Raw genomic sequence first — 23,053 nt, 5'->3', positions numbered from 1 at the left:
AATTAATAGCAATACTCATAATACAAATCCATAATTCGTCCCACAGCCTATAGCACCAAATCCTCCATAACTTCATTCCAAATAACTATGGGGATATCCCCATCCCAATGGTTCCACTCCTTCCATCAAAGTCAAACTACCTTTCCTTTATAATTTATGTAGGACAATTATCGATTTGTATGTGTGTTTGCCTATAAATAAAAAAATCCCCATTTTAACTTTTCTTTCTAGAAAGGCAAGTTTTTTGCATAACCTCTTTCTAGCTTCGCATATATTTGTAATGATGATAAAGGAGGAATGTTCATGACTCAATCCGAAATTGAAAAATACGGCCAAGAAGCTGCACGTTACGAACAGCTCGCTCGTTACTATCAATATAGCAATCCTAAAAAATATGTAGAACTCTATATGAAATACTATGATGCAATTACAAAACTTGTACAAGCATATGAAAAGAGGGATTCACAAGAAGCGACTTTACCGTCACATATGAGAATCTTCCACACAGCTCCCCATACACCAGCAGTTGATATTATAATAAACGGACAAAAGGTTATTAAAAATATTTCTTTTAAACAATTCAGTCCGTATTTATCATTAGTGCAAGGTAAATACCGTATTGATATTGTCCCTGTCGGAAACGAAACTCCAATATTTTCAGCATTAGTACCAATAATGGGGAATCACACTTATACCCTTGCAGCGATCAATAGCGATAATCATCTCCAATTACAACCCATTCTTGATAATACTCATTTACCATCTGGTCAAGCAAAAATACGGTTTGCACATTTTTCACCAGACACTCCAGTTGTAAATGTAAATTTAAAAGATGGGGATCATTTATTTGAAAATGTACTCTTTAAGCAAATAACAGATTTTTTACAAGTTAGCCCTGGTACAGCAGATATTGAAGTTTCACTTGCTGATACAAAAAAAGTATTATTAACCATTCCAAAATTCAACGTTGAACCAAATACAATTTACACAATTTCAATAGTTGGTTATTCAACTGAGGATCCAAAATTAGAGACCGTTATACTTACAAATTAAAACAGTCTACACCATTCGTATGGTGTAGACTGTTTACTTTTGAAACGTAATTTGAAATTCTGTCCAATCGTTATCCGAACGACACAATATGGATCCGTTATGTTTTTCTACAATTTGTTTACATACAAATAGTCCAATACCAGTTCCTAGCTTTTTAGTAGTTACAAATGGCTCAAAAATGGTCTCTACATTGTCTGCTGGAATCATAGGTCCATTATTTTTTATAACAATGCGAACAGCCTGATCTTCTTCAAATACATCAATGATAATTTTCCGCTCTTCTTTCACCGATTCAAGAGCATCAATCGAATTCATTAAAATATTTAAAACTACTTGCTTCACTTCACTCCGGTAACCAACGAGTGGAATAGGATACGGCAAATTCTTTTCAATCAAAACATTTGCATTAACTAAACTTGGATATAAGAATTGTATAATATCTTGAAATAAGTCATTTACCCAAAAACGTTCAGATTCATTCCACATTTCTTTTTTCGATACAAGTAAAAATTGCGAAATCCTAAAATTTAATTGATCTAATTCATGTGAAATAATATCTAAATACGATAGATTAGGGTGATCTGTCTTCAATAACTTTACAAATCCCATAATCGAAGTTAGCGGATTACGAAATTCATGCACAAAACTAGCCGACATTTGCCCTAGAATCGTAAGCCTTTCTTTATGTGTTTCATTTATATATTGCTGTTTTTCTTCTAAATTTCTCGATATAATTTCTGAGTATTTTAAAACGGTATAATAAATTAATTTGTCAAAACAAGTATGTATTTTGGCCATAATCGGTTTCAGTTCACGAGCACTTACATCCAATTCGCACATTGCTTCAAAAAGTTCATTTCTTCCCACATTTGCATTGTAAACAAAATCTCCAATATTCGCATCTGCCCCTGCACGCTCAATGGCAATTTTCTCACATAATGGCTGAAGATAATTAATGTCTTTATCTTCCATAATGAGTTCGATAATTAACTCTAATAAATTCGCTCCATTTTGAACTACCTCTTGTTTAAATGGATCTTTTTCGGAAATTATCATTTTGTTTTTCCAGTTCTCTACGAATTGGTGCCTGTTGTTTTTCAAGTGCGAACAAAATACTTCTTTAATATCCTTATCGATTGGAAAAACCTCCATTCCCTCCATTTCCATACGACGAATACCCTTTATATTTTGAATATTAACACAAAAAATACATTTCGTTAATAGATTGTTGTCACATTTTGTTAATTTCTGTTGATAAAATTTATTTTTCCTTTCTTATTTAAATAAGTTTTATTCATATATCCCTTTTCTCTTCTCATTTTTTTAATTATTTTCCTGTTCAAAACTACTTTTTTTTTGCATCCTTTTTAATTCTTGCGTACAATAAGAAGTGAAAGGTGTGAAAAATATGGTAAATAAAAATGTGGAAGACTATCTCCAAGAAGGCATATATGGCCAAAAGCAAAACAAACCAGAAGAACGTAATATGTACTTAACTACATTACGTGAGCGTGTAGAAATCGCTTTAACAATCGGTCAAGTAATGCAAAGTAATGTGTATACAGAAGTAACGGGTAACATACGTTCTTCTCAATCATTACAACTATTCCTAAATGGAAGCATTGCTTACCCACATTTATCAAAATACATTAAATTAGCAACTGAAAAAAATATTCCTTTTACAATTGTTCAAAATAAAGGTACTGAAACACCAATCGGTTTAGTACTCTCTCATAGCACTGCTGTAGATAAAGAACATATTTATGTCGAAGATGATATTTTCAAACAAGAAATGAAGTAAAAGGTACACTTGATTAAATGTAATCGTTCCGAGAAACGTAAAACAAACAATAAAAAACGAGTATGGAATCGTAAACATTTCCTGCTCGTTTTTTATTGCGGTGTTTAAGCTCGATCTACTTTATTTTTTAATACACACTAATTTCATTTCTGTCATTTCTTCTATTGCATATTTAATCCCTTCACGGCCTGTTCCACTCTCTTTCACACCGCCATAAGGCATATGATCTACTCTGAACGTTGGAATATCATTAATCATGACACCACCGACTTCTAATTCATCAATTGCACGCATTGCCTTACATAGATTGTTTGTAAATACACCTGCTTGTAATCCATAACGTGAATTATTTACTTGTTCTAAAGCCTCATCAAATTCTTTAAATGTATTTACAGTCATAAGTGGACCAAATACTTCTTGGCACTGAACAGATACATAATCTGGAACATTTGTTAATACAGTTGGTTCAAAAATCCTTGCATCACGTTTGTTACCACCGTATACAACATTAGCTCCTTCCTTAACTGCCTCTTCCACCCATGAATTTATACGTTCTACATCTTTTTTTGAAATAAGTGCTGATACATCTGTTTCTTCATGAAGCGGATCTCCTACTACAACGTTTTCCATTGCTTTCGTTAATTTTGTAATAAACTCTTCCATTTTACGTTCATGCACAAAAACACGTTGTACTGAAATACAAACTTGTCCATTATTCACAAACGCGCCCCATTTTACACGTTCAATTATTTCGTCTGTCAATTCAACATCTTCATCAATAATTACTGCAGCGTTCGATCCTAATTCTAACGTCACTCGTTTCAACCCGGCTTTTGCCTTAATTCCAATACCTACTTTCGGACTTCCTGTAAAAGTAATACTAGCAACGTTCTCATCTTTTACTAATGCCTCACCTACAACAGATCCAGGTCCAGAAATTATATTGAAAGCTCCCTTTGGTAAACCAGCTTCTTCAAATAATTCTACCAATGCATACGAAGAAAGTGGCGTTTGGTCGGCAGGCTTTAGCACAATAGTATTTCCAGCCGCAATTGCTGGGCCTACCTTATGTGCTACTAAATTAAGTGGAAAATTAAACGGTGTAATAGCACCAATAACCCCGATTGGTTGTCGAATTGTATACGCTATACGGCCACCTGCTCCTGGTGCAGCATCTAATGGTAACGTCTCACCATATATTCGCTTCGCTTCTTCAGCTGCAAACTTATATGTTTGAACAGTGCGATCTACTTCTCCCCGTGCAGCACGAATTGGTTTTGCAGCTTCTTTTGCGATAATCTCTGCAAACTCTTCTCTTCTCTCATCCATTTTTTGTGCAACCTTTTCTAAAATAGTTGCACGGTCGTATGCGGATAATTTTTTCATTTCTTTCATTGCATTTTTGGCCGAAACTATTGCTTCCTTAACATCATCTTCTGTACCTTGCGCAATCTCCGCTAATGTTTCTTCAGAATATGGTGCATACAATGGTTTATACGTCTCTACTGATTTCCATACCCCATTTATATATAAATGTTTTTTCATAGTGGTTCTCCTTCCGAATATATGTATACAATAATACATTTCATTTATTTCACCTGGTGAAAGGTCTGACTTGTGTAATTGTATCATAGCCCTAATACATCAAAAAACATTTTGCTCAAAAAAACTCTGCTACAAAGCAGAGTTTACGAACTAATTTGTTCTTGGAGCGAAATCTTTTTTTCATCTCCTACAATAACAATCGATTCTGAAGGTTTCGTTACTTCTAATCTCTTAATATAGTGTCCATCTAATTTTTTCACGCAAAATTTATAATTTTCAATCTCAATGGTATCGCCCTCGGAAATCTCAATATTTTTTGTTAGGATCCAACCGCCAATCGTATCGACATCATCGTCGTCAATAGCCAAACCTAATAATGCGTTCACTTCACTAACAAGTACTTTTCCCTCTAAAATCGTTTTCGTCTCACTAACTTGTTGGATTTCCGGTTGTTCATCAGTATCGAACTCATCTTGAATATCCCCTACAATTTCTTCTAAAATATCTTCAACGGTTACAAGACCTGATGTACCACCATATTCATCAATTAATATAGCGATATGTGTTCTTTCTCTTTGCATTTTTAAAAATAGATCATGAATTGGGATAGATTCAATAACTAAAATAATTGGCCTAATATATTGCTCCACTGTCTTTTCACTAACAACTCGGTGCTTCACAAAATCTGTAAATATATCTTTAAAATTCACAAAGCCTATTACATGGTCCTTATCACCATCAACAACCGGATACCTCGTATATTTTTCATGAGACATTTTTTGTAAAGCCTCTTCAGCAGGCATTTCTTTATTTAAAATATTCATCTCTGTTCGTGGTACCATTATTTCTTTCGCAATACGATCATCAAATTCAAATATTTTATTCACATACTTATATTCAGATTGATTAATCTCACCATTTTTATAACTTTCTGAAACTAACAACCGCAATTCTTCTTCTGAATGCACTTCATCATGCCCTTTTGGTGGTTTCAACCCAAGAAACTTTGTAATTAACCGAGCTGATCCATTTAAAATCCAAATGAATGGGAATGCAATACGATAAAACAAAATGAGTGGCTTAGCAACAAAGAAACTCACTTGTTCTGCTTTTTGAATCGCAAATGTTTTTGGAGCTAACTCTCCTACTACCACATGGAAAAATGTGATAAACAAAAACACTAAAATTATAGCTAAAATGTCTGCGAGTTGAGTAGGGACGTTCCAATTTGCAAACAACACATCAAACATGTGCTTTAGCGCAGGTTTACCCGACCACCCAATCCCAAGAGCTGTAACAGTTATTCCTAATTGACAAGCTGATAAATATTCGTCTAAGTTTGTAATGATTGTTTTGACAGATATTGCACGATTATTTCCTTCTGCAATTAAATAGTCAATTCGTGAACTCCTCACTTTAACAATTGCAAATTCTGCTGCAACGAAAAATGCCGTTAAGGCAATTAAAACAATCACTATACTTATACTATATATGTCCAAATACTTTTCCTTACTTACAGTGTAAGCAAGGAAGCCACCTCCTACTTAAATTTATTCAAGTGAAGTAAGCATTCTTATACTCTAATAAAATTCTACATTAGTAACCACCTTTTTATATATTATATGCATACATAAAAAAGATATTTATAATTATGATAATCTAATTAGCTTATTATCGTCAAACTATAATAAGCCCAATTTTCCGATAACTAAAAATGATTTATATAAATAGTATGTGCTAAACAGCTGAACTTCGTGAAAAAACACTTTCTTTGCCGATTCCACACTTCTTTTGTCACACCTGAAGGGAACTTGCTACATAACTAGAAATCATTCAACAGGATATATATAGGAGGGATTATTTTGGAATATAAAACACCATTTATCGCAAAGAAATTAGGTGTTAGCCCAAAGGCTGTTGTCCGGATTGCACAACAATTAAATCTTACGATTAAAAAAAATAAATATGGTCATTTTATTTTCACACAAGGTGATTTAGATCTAATGTTAGAATACCATCGCTCTCAAATGGACCAGCCTCAAAACTCTCAAACTACTCAAAAACCATCTTCAAATGATGTAGAAAAATTAAAAACTCAAGTAAACACAATTGTTCAAAACACATCATCGAATGATTTTGAGCAATTAACAGCTCAATTTACCACAATTACGAGAAGACTAGATCGAATGGAAGAACAAATGCAAGATAAAGCAAATGATGTCGTTACATACCAACTTTTACAACATCGCCGCGAAATAGAGGAAATGTTAGAACGAATTCAAAAACTAGAAGCTGCCCTAAAAAAAGAAGAACCAATATACATTACTCCTGATGCAAAACCAACATATGAAAGAGAAAAGAAACCGAAGCGTCGTAAAATGATTTTTAGTATATTTGGACTATAATATTGTAGACCCTTATTCTGAGAATAAGGGTCTACTTTTTGTATGAAAACAGATGCCTGTAATAAGTAACTCTTCTTCATACTATACATATTCATATATTTTCATTTTGTTAACATAATATTTTTACTGTATTCTGCAATAAGTGCCTGCGCATGAGCATTCCCTTGAATAATATCACGGAATTCTTTCAAAGAATACAGATGTGTAGCCCCTTTTCGAGCATGAATTCGCACTGGTACACCTTGTAAAGTATCATGAAACTGGAATGGACTATCTATCGGTTCGATTGGAAAACCGAGTGTAAGTAAATACATATACATTCTTTTTGTAACTGCTGCAATATACCATTCCGCTTTCGTCTCTAACGCATGCATAAATAAAATAGCTGCCAGCCTTTTGAAATGTCCTCTCCCCCGAGACGTTTTCGCAATACTTAACTTTCCTATTTCATACACATTTTTCAAATCTTTCACTAAATCATTTTTAGAAAACGGATAGAAAAACTCAGAATTTGATTGTTCAGGTACTGTAAACTTAATACATTCAACTGTACCAATATGATGTTCATCTTCTATTAATAAAAATCGTGATGGATTTAAATTACGTTCTACAAACATTAAGTTTCTTTCTTCACAAAAATCTCCCCACAGTTGCTCGAACCAAAAATGCTCTTCTTTTGTTTGAACACGCTGGAACATATTTAACCGCCTTTCCCATCGCCGCTCTGTTTTTGATAACGCTTTCACTTACTATCATATAAGAACAAATCTTCGTATGCAACTAAAAATATTTATGTCTTATTATATTCTGCAAAATGAATTAAATTCCTACTTATTAGTCATTCATACACATGTAAAAACCCTTAATTCCCAATACTGTTACAAATATAAAAAGATCCAATTACTCTAATAAAAAAATGATAATCACTATCAAGTTCGAACCGTATAATGTGTCTTTCCGTACTGCATATAATTCTTCTTAACCTAAAGAAATCCTTCATTAAAAAGGATTTCTTTTACATTTTATTACTTTTTAACCATTTCTCAAAAATTTGAATCATCCCATGCTTCCCAGCCAACTTCTCTTCTCCTTGTTTCGTTTTATATGGATATAGTTGTAAAAACACTCCACATCCAGATTCAATTTTTTTACTATGCATATGGCTACCTGGATATACACAAATCACTTCATAAATCGCTCTTCGCTTAAAAATTCGTTTACCATTCTGTTCTTCTACATACTTAATAGACCAGTATTTATACATTTGCTCCGTTGCTTTCGTATTACCTACAGGCTGAAAAATATTGTACATAGGGCTATATTTCACTTCGATAATAATAGAAGATTTATATACATACTTCTCTTCTTCCTTTACATAACAATCTAAACGAATATCCGGCTTCTTTGTGTCCTCTCCGTTATAAAAATTACTTCCTTTGCTTAGTGCAATAAGAGGGTGTGTTTCAATTAAATCATTAAACGCGACATGCACTTTTATATCATCTCGATGTAAAATCACTGTCGTTCCATCTTGTAATCCGTCTAAATAAAAATGTTCTTGTATTTGTTCACGGATAGGATTCTTATCTTCAAATCCGATTTGTTCTAATATAGAAATAACGATAAAAAAAGCGTAATACTCATACACTAAAAACGTTGGTTTATATACGAATAATAAAGATGGAGGTTGCTCGGTATGTTGCGGTAACAATTCTAAATGGTGGATTAATTGTTGATGCGGTATAGATAAAGTGTTCGAATTAATGGTAGCTGTTTCAGAAACTTCCCTCCAAAATGGAGAATACAATAAATGTCGAAAGTATTGTACGCTTTCATATACGATATGAGCTAATATTTTATATTCTTGCATTTTCACAGAACTTTTCCGTAAATCTGCTTCTTTCAGTAAATGTAGATTTCTATATTTTTGTTTTTCCCTATCCGTCACGGATCCATTTCGTTCAATCGTTTTAATAATTGTTTTAACAGCTTGAAATTCATCTGACTTTTTCTTCTTTTCTCCTTCTAGTATTTCAATAGTTTTACGTACAAAACTTTCTGCTTCAATTAAATAATAATAGAATTGCATCATTTTAAATTTAAGAAATGCATTTTCAATACTATTTTTTTGCTCCTTAAATTTACGGTTGTAATATTTCGCATAAAGCTTTCTTTCTGTCATAATGGCAGTTTTTCTCGTTGTCTTCCGCGCTTTCGTTTCCCATTCATATTCGTGTACAAATTCCGCATTCGATTCTACTTTTTTAAAAATTTGTTTTATTCTTTTCATTTTTTGTGGCAACTTTCTTAACAATACCAAATAAGAAGAATCTTCAATATCGCTAAGTGCTGAGAAAGTTTTCTTGTAATAACCTCTATCTAAAATTAACTCGTTCAAAATTGACTTCACATAATCTTGAATCATTTCAAATTGGTCATCAAAAAAGTTTTTAGGAACCACTTGAAACGCACCATAATAAGTTTTATCTTCTATACGCACTTCAAAATGGTATAAGCCACAGCGCCACGGATAAAAAAATTCAGTTTTTCCATGTTCATACACTAATACTCTTTGTTTTTTTTCATTTAATTCATATTGTGACTCTTTTATATTCTTTTGTCCCTCATATACTTTATTCCATATGAATGTAATATCCATTGGATTTTGATAATGGAAATGTAATTTCAGTGGTTTTAATTCCTGTACTTTATAAATACATTGAACTAATGCTGTAGTAGACGTACAAAGCCGGTTTAAAAGGATAAAATCGCCTTTCCCCTCAGTACCAATAATTAGCTTCAATACAAACGGGAGCGTTTCTTTCGTATCGACGATTGCTGTTTCATAAGGCTCCTCATTTTGCATAGCCATACAGCTCCAGTTCTCTACGCTTTTGTCTTATATAAGCTAAAGAATGTTCAAATGTAGATACACGATTTGCAAGCGGAGACTGTAAAAGTGGTATCAATGTCGCTCCCCTTTTTGCTTCCTCAAAAAGTAGAGGGCCCACTGTCATTTCTGTCCCCCTTAATTTCGTTAATACACGCTGCTTTATTTGCAAATCAAAACCTTCTTCCCTGCTAATCATATAGGACTGATTATTTTGGAACGGTATATTTTGCAAATACGTAGCGATTGCGCTTGCACATCGGAAAGAAATTCCTTTTGATATATCGTGTGATGATAATACATCATGTAACTTATCCAATAACTCTAATTCCTCTTCAGTATACACTTCGATCATCTCTTTATTCCTAAACCAATTGAGTCGAAATTCTCCCGTTGTTACTTTCAACGGGGGTTGCTGAACAACTTTCTCATGTTCTATACTCATCTCGCAAAACGGAATTTTTTGTAATGTAATCAAATTTGTTCGATCTAATAATCGATCGGAAAGCTCTTTCGTCGTTTCATCAAAATTTACAGTGCCTACGAAAATAATATTCTCACCAATTTCCACTGAAGGTGGAATTTGATTTTCTATTTCTTGTACTTTCTCATACAAACTCAAAATACGATTTTTCTTTTCAAGTTGAAGAACGGATAGAAACGGAGTAAACCAATGCTCAATATGTGACATGTTCATTTCATCGAACACAATTATATACAATTGATTTGGATTTTCTTTAGCCTTTAACAATGTCCGAACTAACTTCGTTTCACTTTCAATAAAATTACCATTCGGATGAAGGTAACCGAGAATATCATGTGGTTCTTGATACGATGGTGAAATCGGAATCCAAATTAATTCTTCCCCATAACGTAACCCAAGTGATTCTGCATAAGCTTGCACAAAGCGTGATTTCCCAACACCTGGTATACCACCAACAATTGTTAACATATTGGTTTTAATACTAATGTGAAAATTATATATATCTGTATCATCCAAATATAACCCTTTATTACGAACCATACTTTGTACATACTGCAAAAAAGAGGATTCACGCTCATCCCATTCCCAGTCATCCTTTTGCATTTTAATATCTTCTACTTCAACTAACTTACCTTCTTCAGCAATTCGTTTATTTAGTTGGTCATACACATTTTCACTTACAAAATATAAATGATCATCTACTGCTATTTCTACATGTTTCATCCAATCGTTTATTTCAATATATTTGCATTCTTTTCTTTGCTCAAAATATGAAATTGAACTTATTGATGATTTTAACGATAAATTTCCATATAGCCTTCCTTCATGCCACAATAATTCTGGAGGCTCAAAGTCTTTTGGTAATTTAGGCATAAGAAATGATAAATAACCGTTGCTTAACTTCCGTTCCAAAGACGCTCTCTTTTTATAATTTGAGACCTTTGGTGAAGGAATCAAATTATATGAAGATGCTATTTCCCGAGGCTCTTCTGTGCATATTAATTCCAGAAATAAATTTCCACGATCATAATAAAGACGAAACATAACCAGTTGCTTTTCTAATTTATGCTTCTTTAAATCAGTAAAGATTTTTTCATTCTTTTTATTACTGCATAATCCTTCAAACAAATATTTTCCAGTCGGAAATAACTCTTGTAAAGTTAAAGGTATTGAAGAAAGACATTGTACAAAGAAATTTTCTCCATTCTTCTCTCCCTCAGCTTTTGCAAACTTCCCAATAAACCTCATATAATACATTCGCTTTATAAAACTTGGATGAAGAGCTTTATGTAATTTCAACGTAGTCACCTTCTTTTTTTCATACTATTCTTATTGTATGAACTACAATCTAAAACTAGAAGTCAACTATCCCCACTGAGATGAAGCGTTTCAGTGGGGGCTTGAGTTAGAACGCTAGGTCTTTTCGTCTATCGCTAGACAGTTTGACGCTCTAGAATTCATGCCACCTTACAGTAACACCCCAAGTATGTTTTTGGTTGGTACTAGAAACGAACAATCGTTTCCCCACTTGCACCACCCTTTCGAAAAAGAGCAGTTCTTCCTTATAGAAGAAGCCACCACTCAGATGAATCCGGCGTGTGCTACAAGCCCCGACAAGTCGAGTACACATGGATGGTTGACGCACCCACTAAGCTATGCGCGAAGCAACAGCCTTACGTTTTTGCACTTCTAATAGAATCGGCGTTTTCACTTTGAGGTTGTCATCCAATTCTACAACTCTTGATTTTTGCAATGTATTCAACGCACCATTAATATCAGCGTGGATACATGTTCCTGCTTTACTTTGGTACAGGCCACGAGTGATTCGTCTGCCACTAAAACGATAATGCGCCCTATCATCCTTAGACCAAACAGGAACCCTGTCTTTATCAAGAAAACTAGCTTTTGAAGTATAGCTTTCTTCTTGTTTCAAAAAACGGATGCCTTCTTTTATACATTTATTCTCAATCGCTGCAATCAGTTTATGAAATGGAATTTGAACAAAATTTTGATTATTCTTTTTTCCCATATCAGATTTTTGTTTCCAACCCGTGTTATACCCTACGACAATAGTATCTATATCGAATACTTTCACTTTTTTGAACAACAAGCCTACAGTTTGTGAAATGTAACCGTTTACTCGCCCTTCTCGTTTATGCCAAAGTGCGGCCATTCTATTCGTTACAACGCGTTTTGAAATTCCATTTTCTATATTTTTCTGCTGCAAATTACGTATCTTTTTGTTGAAATATTGGTTAATGGATTTTAATTTTTTTCCATCAATTAAGAATGTATCACCTGTATTTGTTACGCAACTTAATAACCGATCTACACCTAAATCGCAACTCAAAGCGTTACTAGTAGTCGTGGAGTGTTTCTTCATTTGAGAAACGTGCATTTCATATGTGTAATGCACCTCAAAGAACCGACCTTTTTGTTTCGGTACAATCTCAATGTAGGAGATTTTTTTATTTCTTACGTTTTTAGGCATACGTATTTTAATGGAACCGAATTTTTTTCTGAATGCCACATTCATCGGAATCATCCAATACCCATTATCATCCACTTTTGGAACTTGATAGATTTCAATGATTCGTTTGTCCGTTGAACCAGAATAATTCGGAAACCTAGGACGGCCTGTGAATGTTTCCGGTTTTTTCTTCCACTGTTCCCATGCTTTAAAAAAGCTTTTTACTTCTGTAAATAAGGCTCTACGAATCGCTTGAACAGAGTTTGATTGGACGCCCGAGTAGTTCATATCGGCTTGCATGGCAGTGTCCACTTCTTTTACAGTAGCCATCTTGTTATTATTCAGATAACTTTGTTTAATCGTGTACAATCCAACATTTCGCAACGCTTTTGAACTATGTGACATGCGTTGCAGTAAACGAAATTCTTTCGCAGTAAGGCAAGCTCGTCCGATATTCTGTTTCTGAGTGAAGCGTTGCATGTTTTCTCTTTTCTTTTGTTTACGTAATACTTTCACTGCTTTCTTTCTACCCATTGTTTTCACCACCTTTCTCAGGGGGTTCATTAAAATCATTTCATTCCTTGTGATTCAATGTACTTACGGATAGAACCTATAGGTGCACCGCCCGTTGTTAAAAGACAATAACTTCGAGACCAAAACATTTCTTTCCATAGATCATGTTTTATCTTAGGAAAATCTCGTTTCACGAAACGAGAACTAACACTTTTGTAACTGTTAATCGCTTTTGACAAATCAATGTTTGGAACTGAACGGAACAAAACGTGAACATGGTCTTCATCGTGATTCCATTCTTCTACAGTAATTCCTTTTGGCTCAAGCTATATCGCAAGACGCAAAAGAAACAAATATTCGCTCTTTAAAAAATTGTTATTAACGAAACAAAAGAGTTCAGCCTACCTTCTGACGGCAATTCATCTCCACCTGAATTGTTGGGTTTCACCCGTAACACAAATCAGATGGAGTCTTCTTGCCGAAAAGGATAAAAAACCTGACGTCATCCGTCAGGTTCAAAATTAAAACGTATATTAATGAGAAGGAAATGCTTTTTTTTCTTGTAAAATGGCATTATGAGCGATTTTCATTTTAGCAAGTACGTACCGTAATCGATCTTCGGCATTTTCATCTTTATTTTGCTGCAAACTCGCCAAATTCTCTACAGAACTCGCTAAATTTTCAATCACGCCTCGAAGTTCAGGATGATGATTAAAAAAAGATTCTTGTACTAATACTTTCCTTAAATCACTAGCTAAATCCATAATTCTAGACAACTGTTCTTTTTCTTCCATTTTCATCCCTCCTGAATATCTTATGTATTAAATATTCTCTAGACAAGGAAAAAAGCCCTTTAAATTAAAAGGACTTTTACATTTTTATAGTTCCTGTCAGTAACATATAAAGTGATGTAATAGCTGCAATAACAATTGCCCACATCACATATCGCTCTTTGCCTGAAAAACAACGATTCCCTTTTTCTTTTCTTGCAAACATATACACGAGAATCCCAATACCATATACGATTGAAACAAGCAATAAATTCTTTAAACCAGCTGCATAAATTAGCCATACAGAGTATAGGGAAGCAATTAATGCTAACAATCCATTTTTTACTCTCGCAACTTTCAGCTCTTTCGTGATGACTAATTTCAATTGAAATAGCGCTGATAATAAGTACGGCAGTAATATAGATGTTGACGCAATAAAATACATAATTTGATATGTCGATTGTGAAAACAGAACGATTATAAATATAGTTTGGGCAACGATATTTGAAATCCACAATGCCATATGCGGCGTTTGTTTCTTATTTGTTTTCGTAAAGACTTTCGGAAACACGCCGTCTTTTCCTGCTACGTGAGAAATTTCAGAAACAAGTAAAAACCAGCCAATTAATGTACCTACAAGTGACGCAACTAATCCAATATTAATTGCCATTGCACCCCATGGCCCAACAACATGTTCTAATACATGTCCCATTGAAGGAGTCTCTAATACTGAAAGTTCTTTTCTTGTCATGGCTCCCATTGACAGAACAGAAATTAAAATATAAATAGACATTACTAAAATAAGTCCAAGTACTGTCGCTTTTCCAACGTCTCTACTATTTTTAGCTCTTCCTGATAATACAACTGCTCCTTCAACCCCAATGAACACCCAAAGGGTTACAAGCATTGTATTTTTCACTTGACCTAGTACAGAGGAAACTGAGATAGTTCCTTCGCCCCAAAAGTCATGTGTAAATGTATCCCAGCGAAACGCTGTTACCATCACGACAATAAATAATAAGATCGGAACTAATTTCCCAATCGTTGCGATAACATTCATAATGGAAGCTTCACGAATTCCAAATAAAATTAGAAAATGCAATGTCCATAATAAAAGTGATGCACCTACGATTGACGCAACATTATTTCCGCCTTTAAAAATTGGGAAGAAGTAACCTAATGTACTAAACAGTAACATAATTGTTGCAACATTTCCTAAAATCCCTGCTAGCCAGTATCCCCAAGCACTGTTAAAACCAATATATTCACCGAATCCAGCTCGTGCATAACTATAGATTCCGCCCTCAAGCTCCGGTTTTTGTCTTGCTAACGTTTGATATACGAGCGCAAGTGGAATCATTCCCATTGCTGTAATACACCAACCAATTATCGTTGCACCACTATTTGCTCCTACTGCTAAATCATGCGGTAAACTAAAAACACCGCCACCAACCATCGTTCCAACTACTAATGCGATTAACGGAAAAAATCCTAACTTCTTTTCTATTTGTACCACCCCATCTGTCATTCTAGGTGTTATGTTCGTTCAACTATTAAAGTCACCTTTTTCTCTAATAGACGTTTCTCTTATATTTTTTCAGGAAAACATTACTTATTCTAAAAGAAAATGAAGAAAAATGGAATACTTTTTTGAAAAAATGTATAAGTATGCACAAAAAAACCGTTCATTTTGTAATGAACGGTCATTTCATACATATAAAATTGTATATTTATTGTAAAATTAACGAAGTAACTTCTCTTTTTGTAAAAATTGTTTTGCGACTTCTTCGCTACTTTTCCCATTCACATTTACTTCATAATTCATTTTTCTCATTTCTTCATCTGTAATCTTTCCAGATAATTTATTTAATACTTTTTCGAGTTCAGGATATTTCTGTAACGTCTCTGTTCTTAATAATGGTGCTCCTTGATAAGGCGGGAATAGTCCTTTATCATCTTTTAGCACTTTAAGACCATATTGCTCCAATTCACTATCTGTTGAATATGCATCGATTACATTAACATCTCCCGATTGTATTGCACTATAGCGCAGTTTCGGTTCCATCGTTTTAACATTTGAAAACTTATAGTTATATAATTTTTGCATTCCTTTATAACCATCTTCACGATCAGCAAATTCTAATGTAAATCCTACTTTAGCTTCCTGTGCACTTTTTCCTAAATCAGAAATTGTATTTATGTTATTTTGATCTGCTATTTTTTTCGGCATGGCTAGTGCGTATGTATTGTTATACTCCATTGGCTTTAACATAACCATATTATATTTCTTTTCCATTCCAATACGAGCTTGTTCATATACTTCATCACGATTTGTACTTTTCGGTTCTTCTTTCACGAAAGTAGATAAAGCTGTACCTGAAAATTCCGGGTATATATCTACTTCACCTGATTTTAACGCTTCAAATACAAATGCTGTTTTTCCAAGGCCTGGCTTTAATTCCACTTGTAAATCTGTATCCTGTTCAATAAGTTGCTTGTACATTTGAATTAATATTTCTGGTTCAGATCCAAGTTTACCAGCAATAACTATGTCTTTCTTTTCGGTATTCCAAAGAAATGGAGCAGCTATCATTACTACAACTATACATATCGTCAATATAACGCGCTTAGAAGAGCGTTTCGGGCTCTCAAGTATGCGAAGTACTATATCAAAGAATAAAGCGAGTAACGCAGCTGGTACGGCCCCTAAAATGATAAGCGCATGGTCATTTCGATCTATGCCTAATAATATGAGCTTACCGAGCCCACCAGCGCCTATTAAAGCAGCTAATGTAGCCGTTCCAACAATTAATACCATCGCTGTACGAATACCAGCCATAATAATTGGCAATGCGAGCGGAAGCTCTACCTTCCATAATCTTTTCCAGCTATTCATCCCCATAGCTCTCGCCGCTTCTATAAGTGATTCATCTAATTCCCGTATTCCTGTATATGTATTTCGTAAAATAGGTAATAGTGCATACACAACTAATGCGATTATAGCTGGCAGTTTTCCAATTCCTACTAACGGAATTAATAGTCCAAGTAAAGCAAGTGAGGGCACTGTCTGCATAACAGCAGAAGTCCCTATAATAAATTCAGCCATTCGTTCTTTTCTCGTTAATATAATGCCGAGCGGCACTGCAATAATTACTGCAAAAAATAGTGAAATAAGCGATATTTGTAAATGCTCACTTAATGCACTTAGCAATTCTACTTTTCGTTCTTGGAACGTTTGAATAAAATCAGTCACTGTTTAGCCTCTTTCCTTCATTTGTTCAACAATGTAATTGACAATATGACGACTTGTTAACGCTCCAACATATTGACCATGCTCTTCAACCGGCACTGACTCTTCAGTTTGTAAGCGGACTAGTGCTTCTTGTAATGACGAATGTAAAGATAAAGCATTCCCTTCAACTCGTATACCCTCGTCTAGCGGCAATACCTCTTCTATACTCTTCCCCTCATACCAAGGTCGTCCACGATTTCCAATGAACTCCTCTACAAACTCATTTTTCGGGTTATGTATAATTCCTTCTGGCGTATCTAATTGAACAACTTTTCCTTCTTTCATTACACAAATACGATCACCAAGTGATAAAGCCTCTTGCATATCGTGCGTTACGAACACGATTGTTTTTTGAATCTTTTTTTGCAGTTGTACGATATCCTTCTGGAGCTGCTCCCTACTTAACGGATCTAACGCACTAAATGGTTCGTCCATAAGTACAATTTTCGGGTTTGCGGCTAATGCCCGTACGACACCAACACGTTGTTTCTGCCCTCCCGACAATTCATCTGGCATACGATCACGATATACATCTGGATCGAGCCCAACCATCTGTAGCAAGTCATCGACACGTGCTTTTATTTCCTTTTTGGTCCATTTTCTCATTTCAGGGACAACTGCAATATTTTCAGCAATTGTCATATGTGGAAACAGCGCAATCTGCTGCAACACGTACCCTATATTCCAACGTAGTTCGTTTATGTTATATTGTTGAATATCTTTTCCATCGATTAAAATTGATCCTTCCGTCGTTTCAATTAAACGGTTAATCATCTTCATTGTCGTTGTTTTCCCGCAACCACTCGGACCAATGAGAACAAAAAATTCTCCTTTTTTAATTTCTAAATGCAATGAATCCACTGCTTTTGTGCCATCTTCATACGCTTTTGACACATGATTAAATTGAATCACAGACACAACTCCTTTCATGTTGTTTCCTTTATTTTGATGGAATATAGCATTCATTTCAAATGATACGCTTTATTATACAAAAAAAGAGCTCTCATTTGAGCTCTAACGGTCGAACAATATTGTTTTCACAATTGCAGCATATTCACGCACATACGCTTTTTTCTTAGAGCGTCTCGGTGTTTCAGCAGCCAAAGCTTCCATCTTTATCCCTAAACGCTTTGCAATTATTTTCGTTCGATATAAATGATACGTATTACTTACAACTACCGCATGCTTTACATCATATAAATCCATACTAAACTTTAAATTTTCATACGTATTTGTAGAGCGGTCTTCAATTAAAATGCGATTCTCATCTATACCATGTACCATTAAATAGTTTCTCATACTGTGAGCTTCCGGTATATCTTCATCTTCCCCTTGACCACCTGAAACAATTACTTTCACCTCAGGGTGAGCATGTAAATATTCTAGCGCCATATCCAAACGATTTTGAAGAGATAAAGACGGCCTATCTCCAAATAACTTTGCACCTAATATAAGAACGTATGGAGAGTGATTACTCAATGTTTCACGAGCAACTTTATTCATTCGAAACGTCATATAAATGATGTATATCGGAGGTAGTAATAAGATTATAAGCAATATCCATTTGTTCATAAATAAGTTAACACTCCCTTTCTTTTTATTATATAGAAAAAGAAAAGGAGGCAGAAGTATTTTTTAAACAATTGATTTATTAGACACATTCGCTTCCGTTTTACGTTTTGAAATTACATAATAAAAAGCAACCCCTAATGATAGGATCAATATACAGCTCAGTACATAAAACGGGATCATTACCCCTGCTTTAGATACACCTGCCGTAAACAACATTAATAATACAATTCGAATTCCTGTGCCAATTAATCGAAATAAGCTGTCCACACGTCCCATTACTTCGTTTGGGATTTCTTCCATCATCAATACATTTCTCGCCACTCGTGTTCCAGCATTTCCAATCGCATGGAAAATCGCAAGTCCATATAATAACATAATGGAAGGCTCAATAATCATTGCGGTAATTGAAATTACATAAATAACCATCGTCATAACGATTGAAATTTCTATTTTGACATATTTCATCATGATTGGAATACTTATTCCCGCAATAACAGCCCCAACACCATACATCATACCTTCTATCGCGTATACAGAGGCATTAGCTTTGAGTATATCTGAAATATAAACTGGGATTAAATAATTTGCCATCATAACACCGATAAACGGCATATAAGTGGCAAGTAAAAACCAAAAGAACTTAGGGCGAGTTTTCATAAAGTGAATTCCTTCGAACAATTGCTTCTTAAATGTTACTTTCCCTTTTACTTCTTTTTTCTTTACATACGGTATACATAAGAACAGGAAAAATGCTCCTGCAAAAGTTAACATATCCACTAACAAAATCCATTTCAAAGAAATAATCTCAATTAAAAAGCTAGCGGCCGCTCCTGAAATAACTTGCGTTAATTGTCCTTGTATCTCCATCGTGCCACTTAAACTTTTATAATGTTCAGATTGAAATATTTCTTGGTTAAATGCAAAAATTGTAGGATAGAATAATAGATAATAGAAAGAACCTGCTATATAAATAATAATGTAATGAATAGAATTGTATGATTGCCCAGCAAATCCCCAAATGGCCATCATTCCTATAATGGCTATCCCGATACCTTCGTTACATAACAATAAAGATTTTCTTGAAAAACGATCTATGCTTTGCCCAATAAATGGCGTTAATAAAAACATTATGAGAGTCGCAACGATAGAAACATAACCAAACGTTGTCTCTCCTCCACTTTCCTTAATTAACAACCACGGAATCGTTATCATAACAATCCCAGAGCCAATAGCAGATAAACTATTGGCGCCTAGAATGTAATACAAGCGAGAATCATGATAAAGAGAGGACATATCACTCAACTCCTAATTGTTTTTTCACCTCTTTATATACGCTCATATATGCTTTTAATTCTTTAACTAAATCATGAATTAATGGTTTTGCATCTTCTCCAAGTTCACTATCTTGCACATGTAATCCATCAAGCACGACTTGTTTTGGAATTGCGTTTGCGTAAACGCCTCTAGCGACAGTGCGCATACTATTTAATGCGTTTATTCCCCCTTTACCGCCTCCAGCAACTGCTAGTAATGCGACAGGCTTATGGATGAATTCACTGCTACTTAAGTAATCTAACGAATTTTTCAGCGCTCCGCTCATCGCATTATGATATTCTGGTGTACATAGTACTACACCGTCTGCTGCTTTCACTAAAGCTTTTAATTTTTTAACTGCTTCCAATTCACGTTGTGATTCTTCCCCATTATATAAAGGCAATTCCGCTACTGCTAAATCGTATAACTCCCCTTCAAATTGCTCTGCAATATATTTTGCCACAACGCGAGTTCTACCGAATTTTCTTGGTGTACCGTTAATAACGACTAGTTTCATAATTATTTCTCCCCTTTGTTTTCAAGTTATATTTATATATTATCAGAAATTTCTATACAAAATACAGTAAAAAGGGGTAATAGCTTTCATAAAATAGTATGAGAAATAAAAAAAGAACTCATACTTTCGTATGAGTTTCACAAAACTAATATTCCCTATTTTTTCACAACCTCATGTCCACCGAATTGATTACGAAGTGCAGAAACCACTTTTCCGTGGAATGTATCATCTTCTTGTGAACGGTAGCGCATAAATAATGACATAGCGATAACTGGTGCCGCTGCTTGTAATTCAAGTGCAGTTTCAACAGTCCATCTCCCTTCTCCTGAAGAGTTCATTACACCTTTAATACCATCAAGTTTCGGATCATCTGCAAATGCCTTTTCAGTTAAGTCCATTAACCAACCACGGATAACTGATCCATTTGCCCATACTTTTGCAACATCTTCATAATTGAAATCAAAATCACTTTTATCTAGTACTTCAAATCCTTCAGCGATTGCTTGCATCATTCCGTATTCAATACCGTTGTGAACCATTTTTAAGAAATGCCCACTACCGACGCGGCCTGCATATGAATAACCATTTTCTACTGCTAAATCTTTAAATAAAGGTTCTAGTTGATCATAAATTTCTTTTTCTCCACCAACCATTAAGCAAGCACCGTATCTAGCTCCTTCCACACCGCCTGATGTACCGATATCTACGTAATGTAAGCCAAAGCTTTTCGCTTCTTCAGCACGGCGTAACGTATCTTTATAGAATGAATTTCCACCTTCAATAACGATATCGCCTTCCTCTAATAATGGATATACATCTTTTAGTACTGACTCAACAACTTCTCCTGCAGGTACCATTACCCAAATTGTACGAGGTGCTTCTAGTTCAGCGATCATTTCTTTTAACGTATGACGTGCAGTAATCCCTAGTTTTCCTGCCTCTTCAACAAGTTCATTATTTACATCGTATACAACTACTTCATGCTTGTCTTCATATAAGTGTTCAGCTAATGGGAATCCCATTTTTCCTAATCCAATTAAACCTAGTTTCATATTAATCAATCTCCCATTCTATACAAATATATTTAATAACGAAATTAGCCCAAGTGCTACAACAGATAATATTGTCTCCATTGCAGTCCATGTTAATAATGTTTCTTTCACAGTCATTCCAAAATACTCTTTAATCATCCAAAATCCAGAATCATTTACATGCGATAAAATTAATGACCCTGCACCTGTTGAAAGTGCCAGTAACTCTACATTAACTCCTGGTGTACTTGCCGCAATCGGTGCCACTATTCCTGCTGCTGTCATCATGGAAACAGTAGCAGAACCAGTCGCGATTCGAATAAGTGCAGCAATTCCCCAACCTAATAATATCGGTGAAATATGTGATTCTTTCGCCATCTCCGCAATTGTAGTTCCAATTCCAGAATCTAATAACACTTTATTAAAGGCACCACCTGCACCGATAACTAACAGTATGTTTGCAATTGGGCCTAAACAATCATTTGTAACTTGTAAGACTTTGTCTTTAGAAAACCCTTTTGCATAGCCAAGACTAAAGAAAGAATATATCGTGGCAATTAATAATGCGACTATTGGATCTCCAATAAAATGCAATACTTGTGCAAGTTGGCTTGTTTTATTTAATGCTACTTCCGCTATCGATGCACCTAGCATAAGAAATACTGGAAGTAAAATAGTAAACAATGTATTTCCGAAGCTAGGAAGTTCCTTCTTCTTATCTCTTTCAATAAATTGCTCCGCTATATCTAACGGTACTTCTTTATGTATACGAGCACCAATCCATTTCCCGTAAAGCGGACCTGCAATTATTGCAGTTGGAAGTCCGACAATTAATGCATACAAAATTGTCTTCCCTACATCTGCTTTAAATATACCTACCGCTGCCATAGCTGCTGGATGCGGTGGAACAAGTCCGTGTACAACCGAAAGACCTGCTACTAGCGGAATACCGATTGTAATAAGTGATACCCCTGTTTCTAACGCAATTGTAAATACTAACGGAATTAATAGTACAAATCCAACTTGGAAAAATACCGGAATCCCTACTATAAATGCAACGAACATCATTGCCCAGTGAACACGCTTTTTCCCAAAACGTCCAATTAATGTGTTAGCAATTCGTTCAGCACCGCCAGACTCAGCCATCATTTTTCCAAGCATTGTTCCTAAAGCTAAAACAATCGCCAAAAACCCTAACGTATTACCAAGACCTAATTTAATAGAATCGATAATCCCTGGATGTTGTGGTGAAGTTCCAATTAAGGGCATCCCCATTGCTAGCCCTACACCGATTGCTGTTAAAATTAACGCGACAAATGGATGCCATTTTACTACCGTAATTAGTAAAAGTAATATAACAACAGCCGCTAGTACGATTCCAACTACCATTTCTCCC

19 protein-coding genes and 1 pseudogene are annotated in these 23,053 nt (G+C 34.8%); 3 read left to right on the top strand and 17 right to left on the bottom strand.

The features are described from left to right. Positions 1-303 precede the first annotated feature (303 nt). Complete coding sequence (locus tag ABH959_RS03960) at positions 304-1,053, top strand: DUF4397 domain-containing protein (protein WP_113937803.1); 750 nt, start codon at positions 304-306, stop codon at positions 1,051-1,053. Positions 1,054-1,086: 33 nt separating this feature from the next. Here the strand turns inward: ABH959_RS03960 and ABH959_RS03955 are convergent, their stop codons facing one another. Next, positions 1,087-2,220 (bottom strand): BA2291 family sporulation histidine kinase, encoded by a 1,134-nt coding sequence (locus ABH959_RS03955; protein ID WP_337460022.1) that lies wholly within the window; start codon positions 2,218-2,220, stop codon positions 1,087-1,089. 241 nt (positions 2,221-2,461) lie between these two features. On the opposite strand from ABH959_RS03955, the gene ABH959_RS03950 reads away from it, so the two are divergent. Beyond that, positions 2,462-2,854, top strand: a complete 393-nt coding sequence (locus tag ABH959_RS03950) for a YueI family protein (RefSeq protein WP_002085811.1) — start codon at positions 2,462-2,464, stop codon at positions 2,852-2,854. A gap of 120 nt (positions 2,855-2,974) precedes the next feature. On the opposite strand, the gene ABH959_RS03945 is transcribed toward ABH959_RS03950, so the two are convergent. Together ABH959_RS03945 and ABH959_RS03940 are read right to left on the bottom strand one after the other, a co-directional pair. Then, positions 2,975-4,399, bottom strand: a complete 1,425-nt coding sequence (locus tag ABH959_RS03945; protein ID WP_002012663.1) for an aldehyde dehydrogenase family protein — start codon at positions 4,397-4,399, stop codon at positions 2,975-2,977. A gap of 143 nt (positions 4,400-4,542) precedes the next feature. Continuing rightward, complete coding sequence (locus ABH959_RS03940) at positions 4,543-5,898, bottom strand: hemolysin family protein (RefSeq protein ID WP_113937802.1); 1,356 nt, start codon at positions 5,896-5,898, stop codon at positions 4,543-4,545. A 363-nt stretch (positions 5,899-6,261) separates the two neighbouring features. On the opposite strand from ABH959_RS03940, the gene racA reads away from it, so the two are divergent. Further along, the gene (gene racA, locus ABH959_RS03935; protein WP_002012665.1) at positions 6,262-6,804 is read left to right on the top strand and encodes a chromosome-anchoring protein RacA; all 543 of its coding nucleotides are present in this window, start codon (positions 6,262-6,264) and stop codon (positions 6,802-6,804) included. A 101-nt stretch (positions 6,805-6,905) separates the two neighbouring features. Here the strand turns inward: racA and ABH959_RS03930 are convergent, their stop codons facing one another. The 14 genes and pseudogenes from ABH959_RS03930 to ABH959_RS03865 all read right to left on the bottom strand — a co-directional run bounded on the left by ABH959_RS03930 (position 6,906) and on the right by ABH959_RS03865 (position 23,046). Continuing rightward, a complete protein-coding gene (locus tag ABH959_RS03930) occupies positions 6,906-7,502 on the bottom strand; it encodes a hypothetical protein (RefSeq protein ID WP_002085820.1) in 597 nt (198 codons plus the stop codon). Positions 7,503-7,819: 317 nt separating this feature from the next. Beyond that, entirely contained in the window at positions 7,820-9,670 is a 1,851-nt protein-coding gene (locus ABH959_RS03925; RefSeq protein WP_404492300.1) for a hypothetical protein, read from the bottom strand. Continuing rightward, positions 9,660-11,477: an AAA family ATPase gene (locus ABH959_RS03920; protein ID WP_404492299.1), complete on the bottom strand. Its 1,818-nt coding sequence runs from the start codon at positions 11,475-11,477 to the stop codon at positions 9,660-9,662. Before ABH959_RS03920 ends, ABH959_RS03925 begins: the two co-directional genes overlap by 11 nt. A gap of 349 nt (positions 11,478-11,826) precedes the next feature. Then, a complete protein-coding gene (locus ABH959_RS03915; protein ID WP_113937799.1) occupies positions 11,827-13,182 on the bottom strand; it encodes an RNA-guided endonuclease TnpB family protein in 1,356 nt (451 codons plus the stop codon). 35 nt (positions 13,183-13,217) lie between these two features. Continuing rightward, positions 13,218-13,472 (bottom strand): annotated as a pseudogene (gene tnpA / locus ABH959_RS03910) (IS200/IS605 family transposase); the annotation flags it as partial. A gap of 222 nt (positions 13,473-13,694) precedes the next feature. Beyond that, the gene (locus ABH959_RS03905) at positions 13,695-13,955 is read right to left on the bottom strand and encodes a hypothetical protein (protein WP_002085825.1); all 261 of its coding nucleotides are present in this window, start codon (positions 13,953-13,955) and stop codon (positions 13,695-13,697) included. Positions 13,956-14,031: 76 nt separating this feature from the next. After that, positions 14,032-15,459, bottom strand: a complete 1,428-nt coding sequence (locus tag ABH959_RS03900) for a basic amino acid/polyamine antiporter (RefSeq protein WP_002031795.1) — start codon at positions 15,457-15,459, stop codon at positions 14,032-14,034. A gap of 213 nt (positions 15,460-15,672) precedes the next feature. Beyond that, positions 15,673-17,184, bottom strand: a complete 1,512-nt coding sequence (locus tag ABH959_RS03895; RefSeq protein WP_113937798.1) for an ABC transporter permease/substrate-binding protein — start codon at positions 17,182-17,184, stop codon at positions 15,673-15,675. Positions 17,185-17,187: 3 nt separating this feature from the next. Continuing rightward, a complete protein-coding gene (locus ABH959_RS03890; RefSeq protein ID WP_033709046.1) occupies positions 17,188-18,135 on the bottom strand; it encodes an ABC transporter ATP-binding protein in 948 nt (315 codons plus the stop codon). A gap of 102 nt (positions 18,136-18,237) precedes the next feature. After that, the gene (locus tag ABH959_RS03885; RefSeq protein ID WP_113937797.1) at positions 18,238-18,795 is read right to left on the bottom strand and encodes a YdcF family protein; all 558 of its coding nucleotides are present in this window, start codon (positions 18,793-18,795) and stop codon (positions 18,238-18,240) included. 63 nt (positions 18,796-18,858) lie between these two features. Then, the gene (locus ABH959_RS03880) at positions 18,859-20,088 is read right to left on the bottom strand and encodes an MFS transporter (protein ID WP_113937796.1); all 1,230 of its coding nucleotides are present in this window, start codon (positions 20,086-20,088) and stop codon (positions 18,859-18,861) included. A gap of 1 nt (position 20,089) precedes the next feature. Then, positions 20,090-20,626, bottom strand: a complete 537-nt coding sequence (locus tag ABH959_RS03875; RefSeq protein ID WP_002031805.1) for an NADPH-dependent FMN reductase — start codon at positions 20,624-20,626, stop codon at positions 20,090-20,092. 155 nt (positions 20,627-20,781) lie between these two features. Continuing rightward, positions 20,782-21,678, bottom strand: coding sequence for a phosphogluconate dehydrogenase (NAD(+)-dependent, decarboxylating) (gene gnd, locus ABH959_RS03870; RefSeq protein WP_113937795.1), 897 nt, complete (start codon positions 21,676-21,678; stop codon positions 20,782-20,784). An 18-nt stretch (positions 21,679-21,696) separates the two neighbouring features. Next, positions 21,697-23,046, bottom strand: coding sequence for a GntP family permease (locus tag ABH959_RS03865; RefSeq protein WP_002136120.1), 1,350 nt, complete (start codon positions 23,044-23,046; stop codon positions 21,697-21,699). Positions 23,047-23,053 lie beyond the last annotated feature (7 nt).

This window comes from Bacillus sp. RC51 (assembly GCF_044908115.1).
Classification (GTDB): Bacteria; Bacillota; Bacilli; order Bacillales; family Bacillaceae_G; genus Bacillus_A; species Bacillus_A mycoides.
The sequence above is the reverse complement of the archived record's forward strand: the minus strand, read 5'-3'. Positions and strand labels throughout refer to the sequence as shown.

Bases quoted from the DNA above. Each gene is read 5' to 3' on its own strand.
- ABH959_RS03875 (WP_002031805.1), bottom strand. From the start codon at position 20,626: ATGAAACTAGTCGTTATTAACGGTACACCAAGAAAATTCGGTAGAACT.
- ABH959_RS03900 (WP_002031795.1), bottom strand. From the start codon at position 15,459: ATGACAGATGGGGTGGTACAAATAGAAAAGAAGTTAGGATTTTTTCCG.
- ABH959_RS03915 (WP_113937799.1), bottom strand. From the start codon at position 13,182: ATGGGTAGAAAGAAAGCAGTGAAAGTATTACGTAAACAAAAGAAAAGA.
- gnd (WP_113937795.1), bottom strand. From the start codon at position 21,678: ATGAAACTAGGTTTAATTGGATTAGGAAAAATGGGATTCCCATTAGCT.
- ABH959_RS03960 (WP_113937803.1), top strand. From the start codon at position 304: ATGACTCAATCCGAAATTGAAAAATACGGCCAAGAAGCTGCACGTTAC.
- ABH959_RS03945 (WP_002012663.1), bottom strand. From the start codon at position 4,399: ATGAAAAAACATTTATATATAAATGGGGTATGGAAATCAGTAGAGACG.
- ABH959_RS03880 (WP_113937796.1), bottom strand. From the start codon at position 20,088: ATGTCCTCTCTTTATCATGATTCTCGCTTGTATTACATTCTAGGCGCC.
- ABH959_RS03905 (WP_002085825.1), bottom strand. From the start codon at position 13,955: ATGGAAGAAAAAGAACAGTTGTCTAGAATTATGGATTTAGCTAGTGAT.
- ABH959_RS03930 (WP_002085820.1), bottom strand. From the start codon at position 7,502: ATGTTCCAGCGTGTTCAAACAAAAGAAGAGCATTTTTGGTTCGAGCAA.
- ABH959_RS03955 (WP_337460022.1), bottom strand. From the start codon at position 2,220: ATGGAAATGGAGGGAATGGAGGTTTTTCCAATCGATAAGGATATTAAA.
- ABH959_RS03950 (WP_002085811.1), top strand. From the start codon at position 2,462: ATGGTAAATAAAAATGTGGAAGACTATCTCCAAGAAGGCATATATGGC.
- ABH959_RS03925 (WP_404492300.1), bottom strand. From the start codon at position 9,670: ATGCAAAATGAGGAGCCTTATGAAACAGCAATCGTCGATACGAAAGAA.
- ABH959_RS03885 (WP_113937797.1), bottom strand. From the start codon at position 18,795: ATGAACAAATGGATATTGCTTATAATCTTATTACTACCTCCGATATAC.
- ABH959_RS03865 (WP_002136120.1), bottom strand. From the start codon at position 23,046: ATGGTAGTTGGAATCGTACTAGCGGCTGTTGTTATATTACTTTTACTA.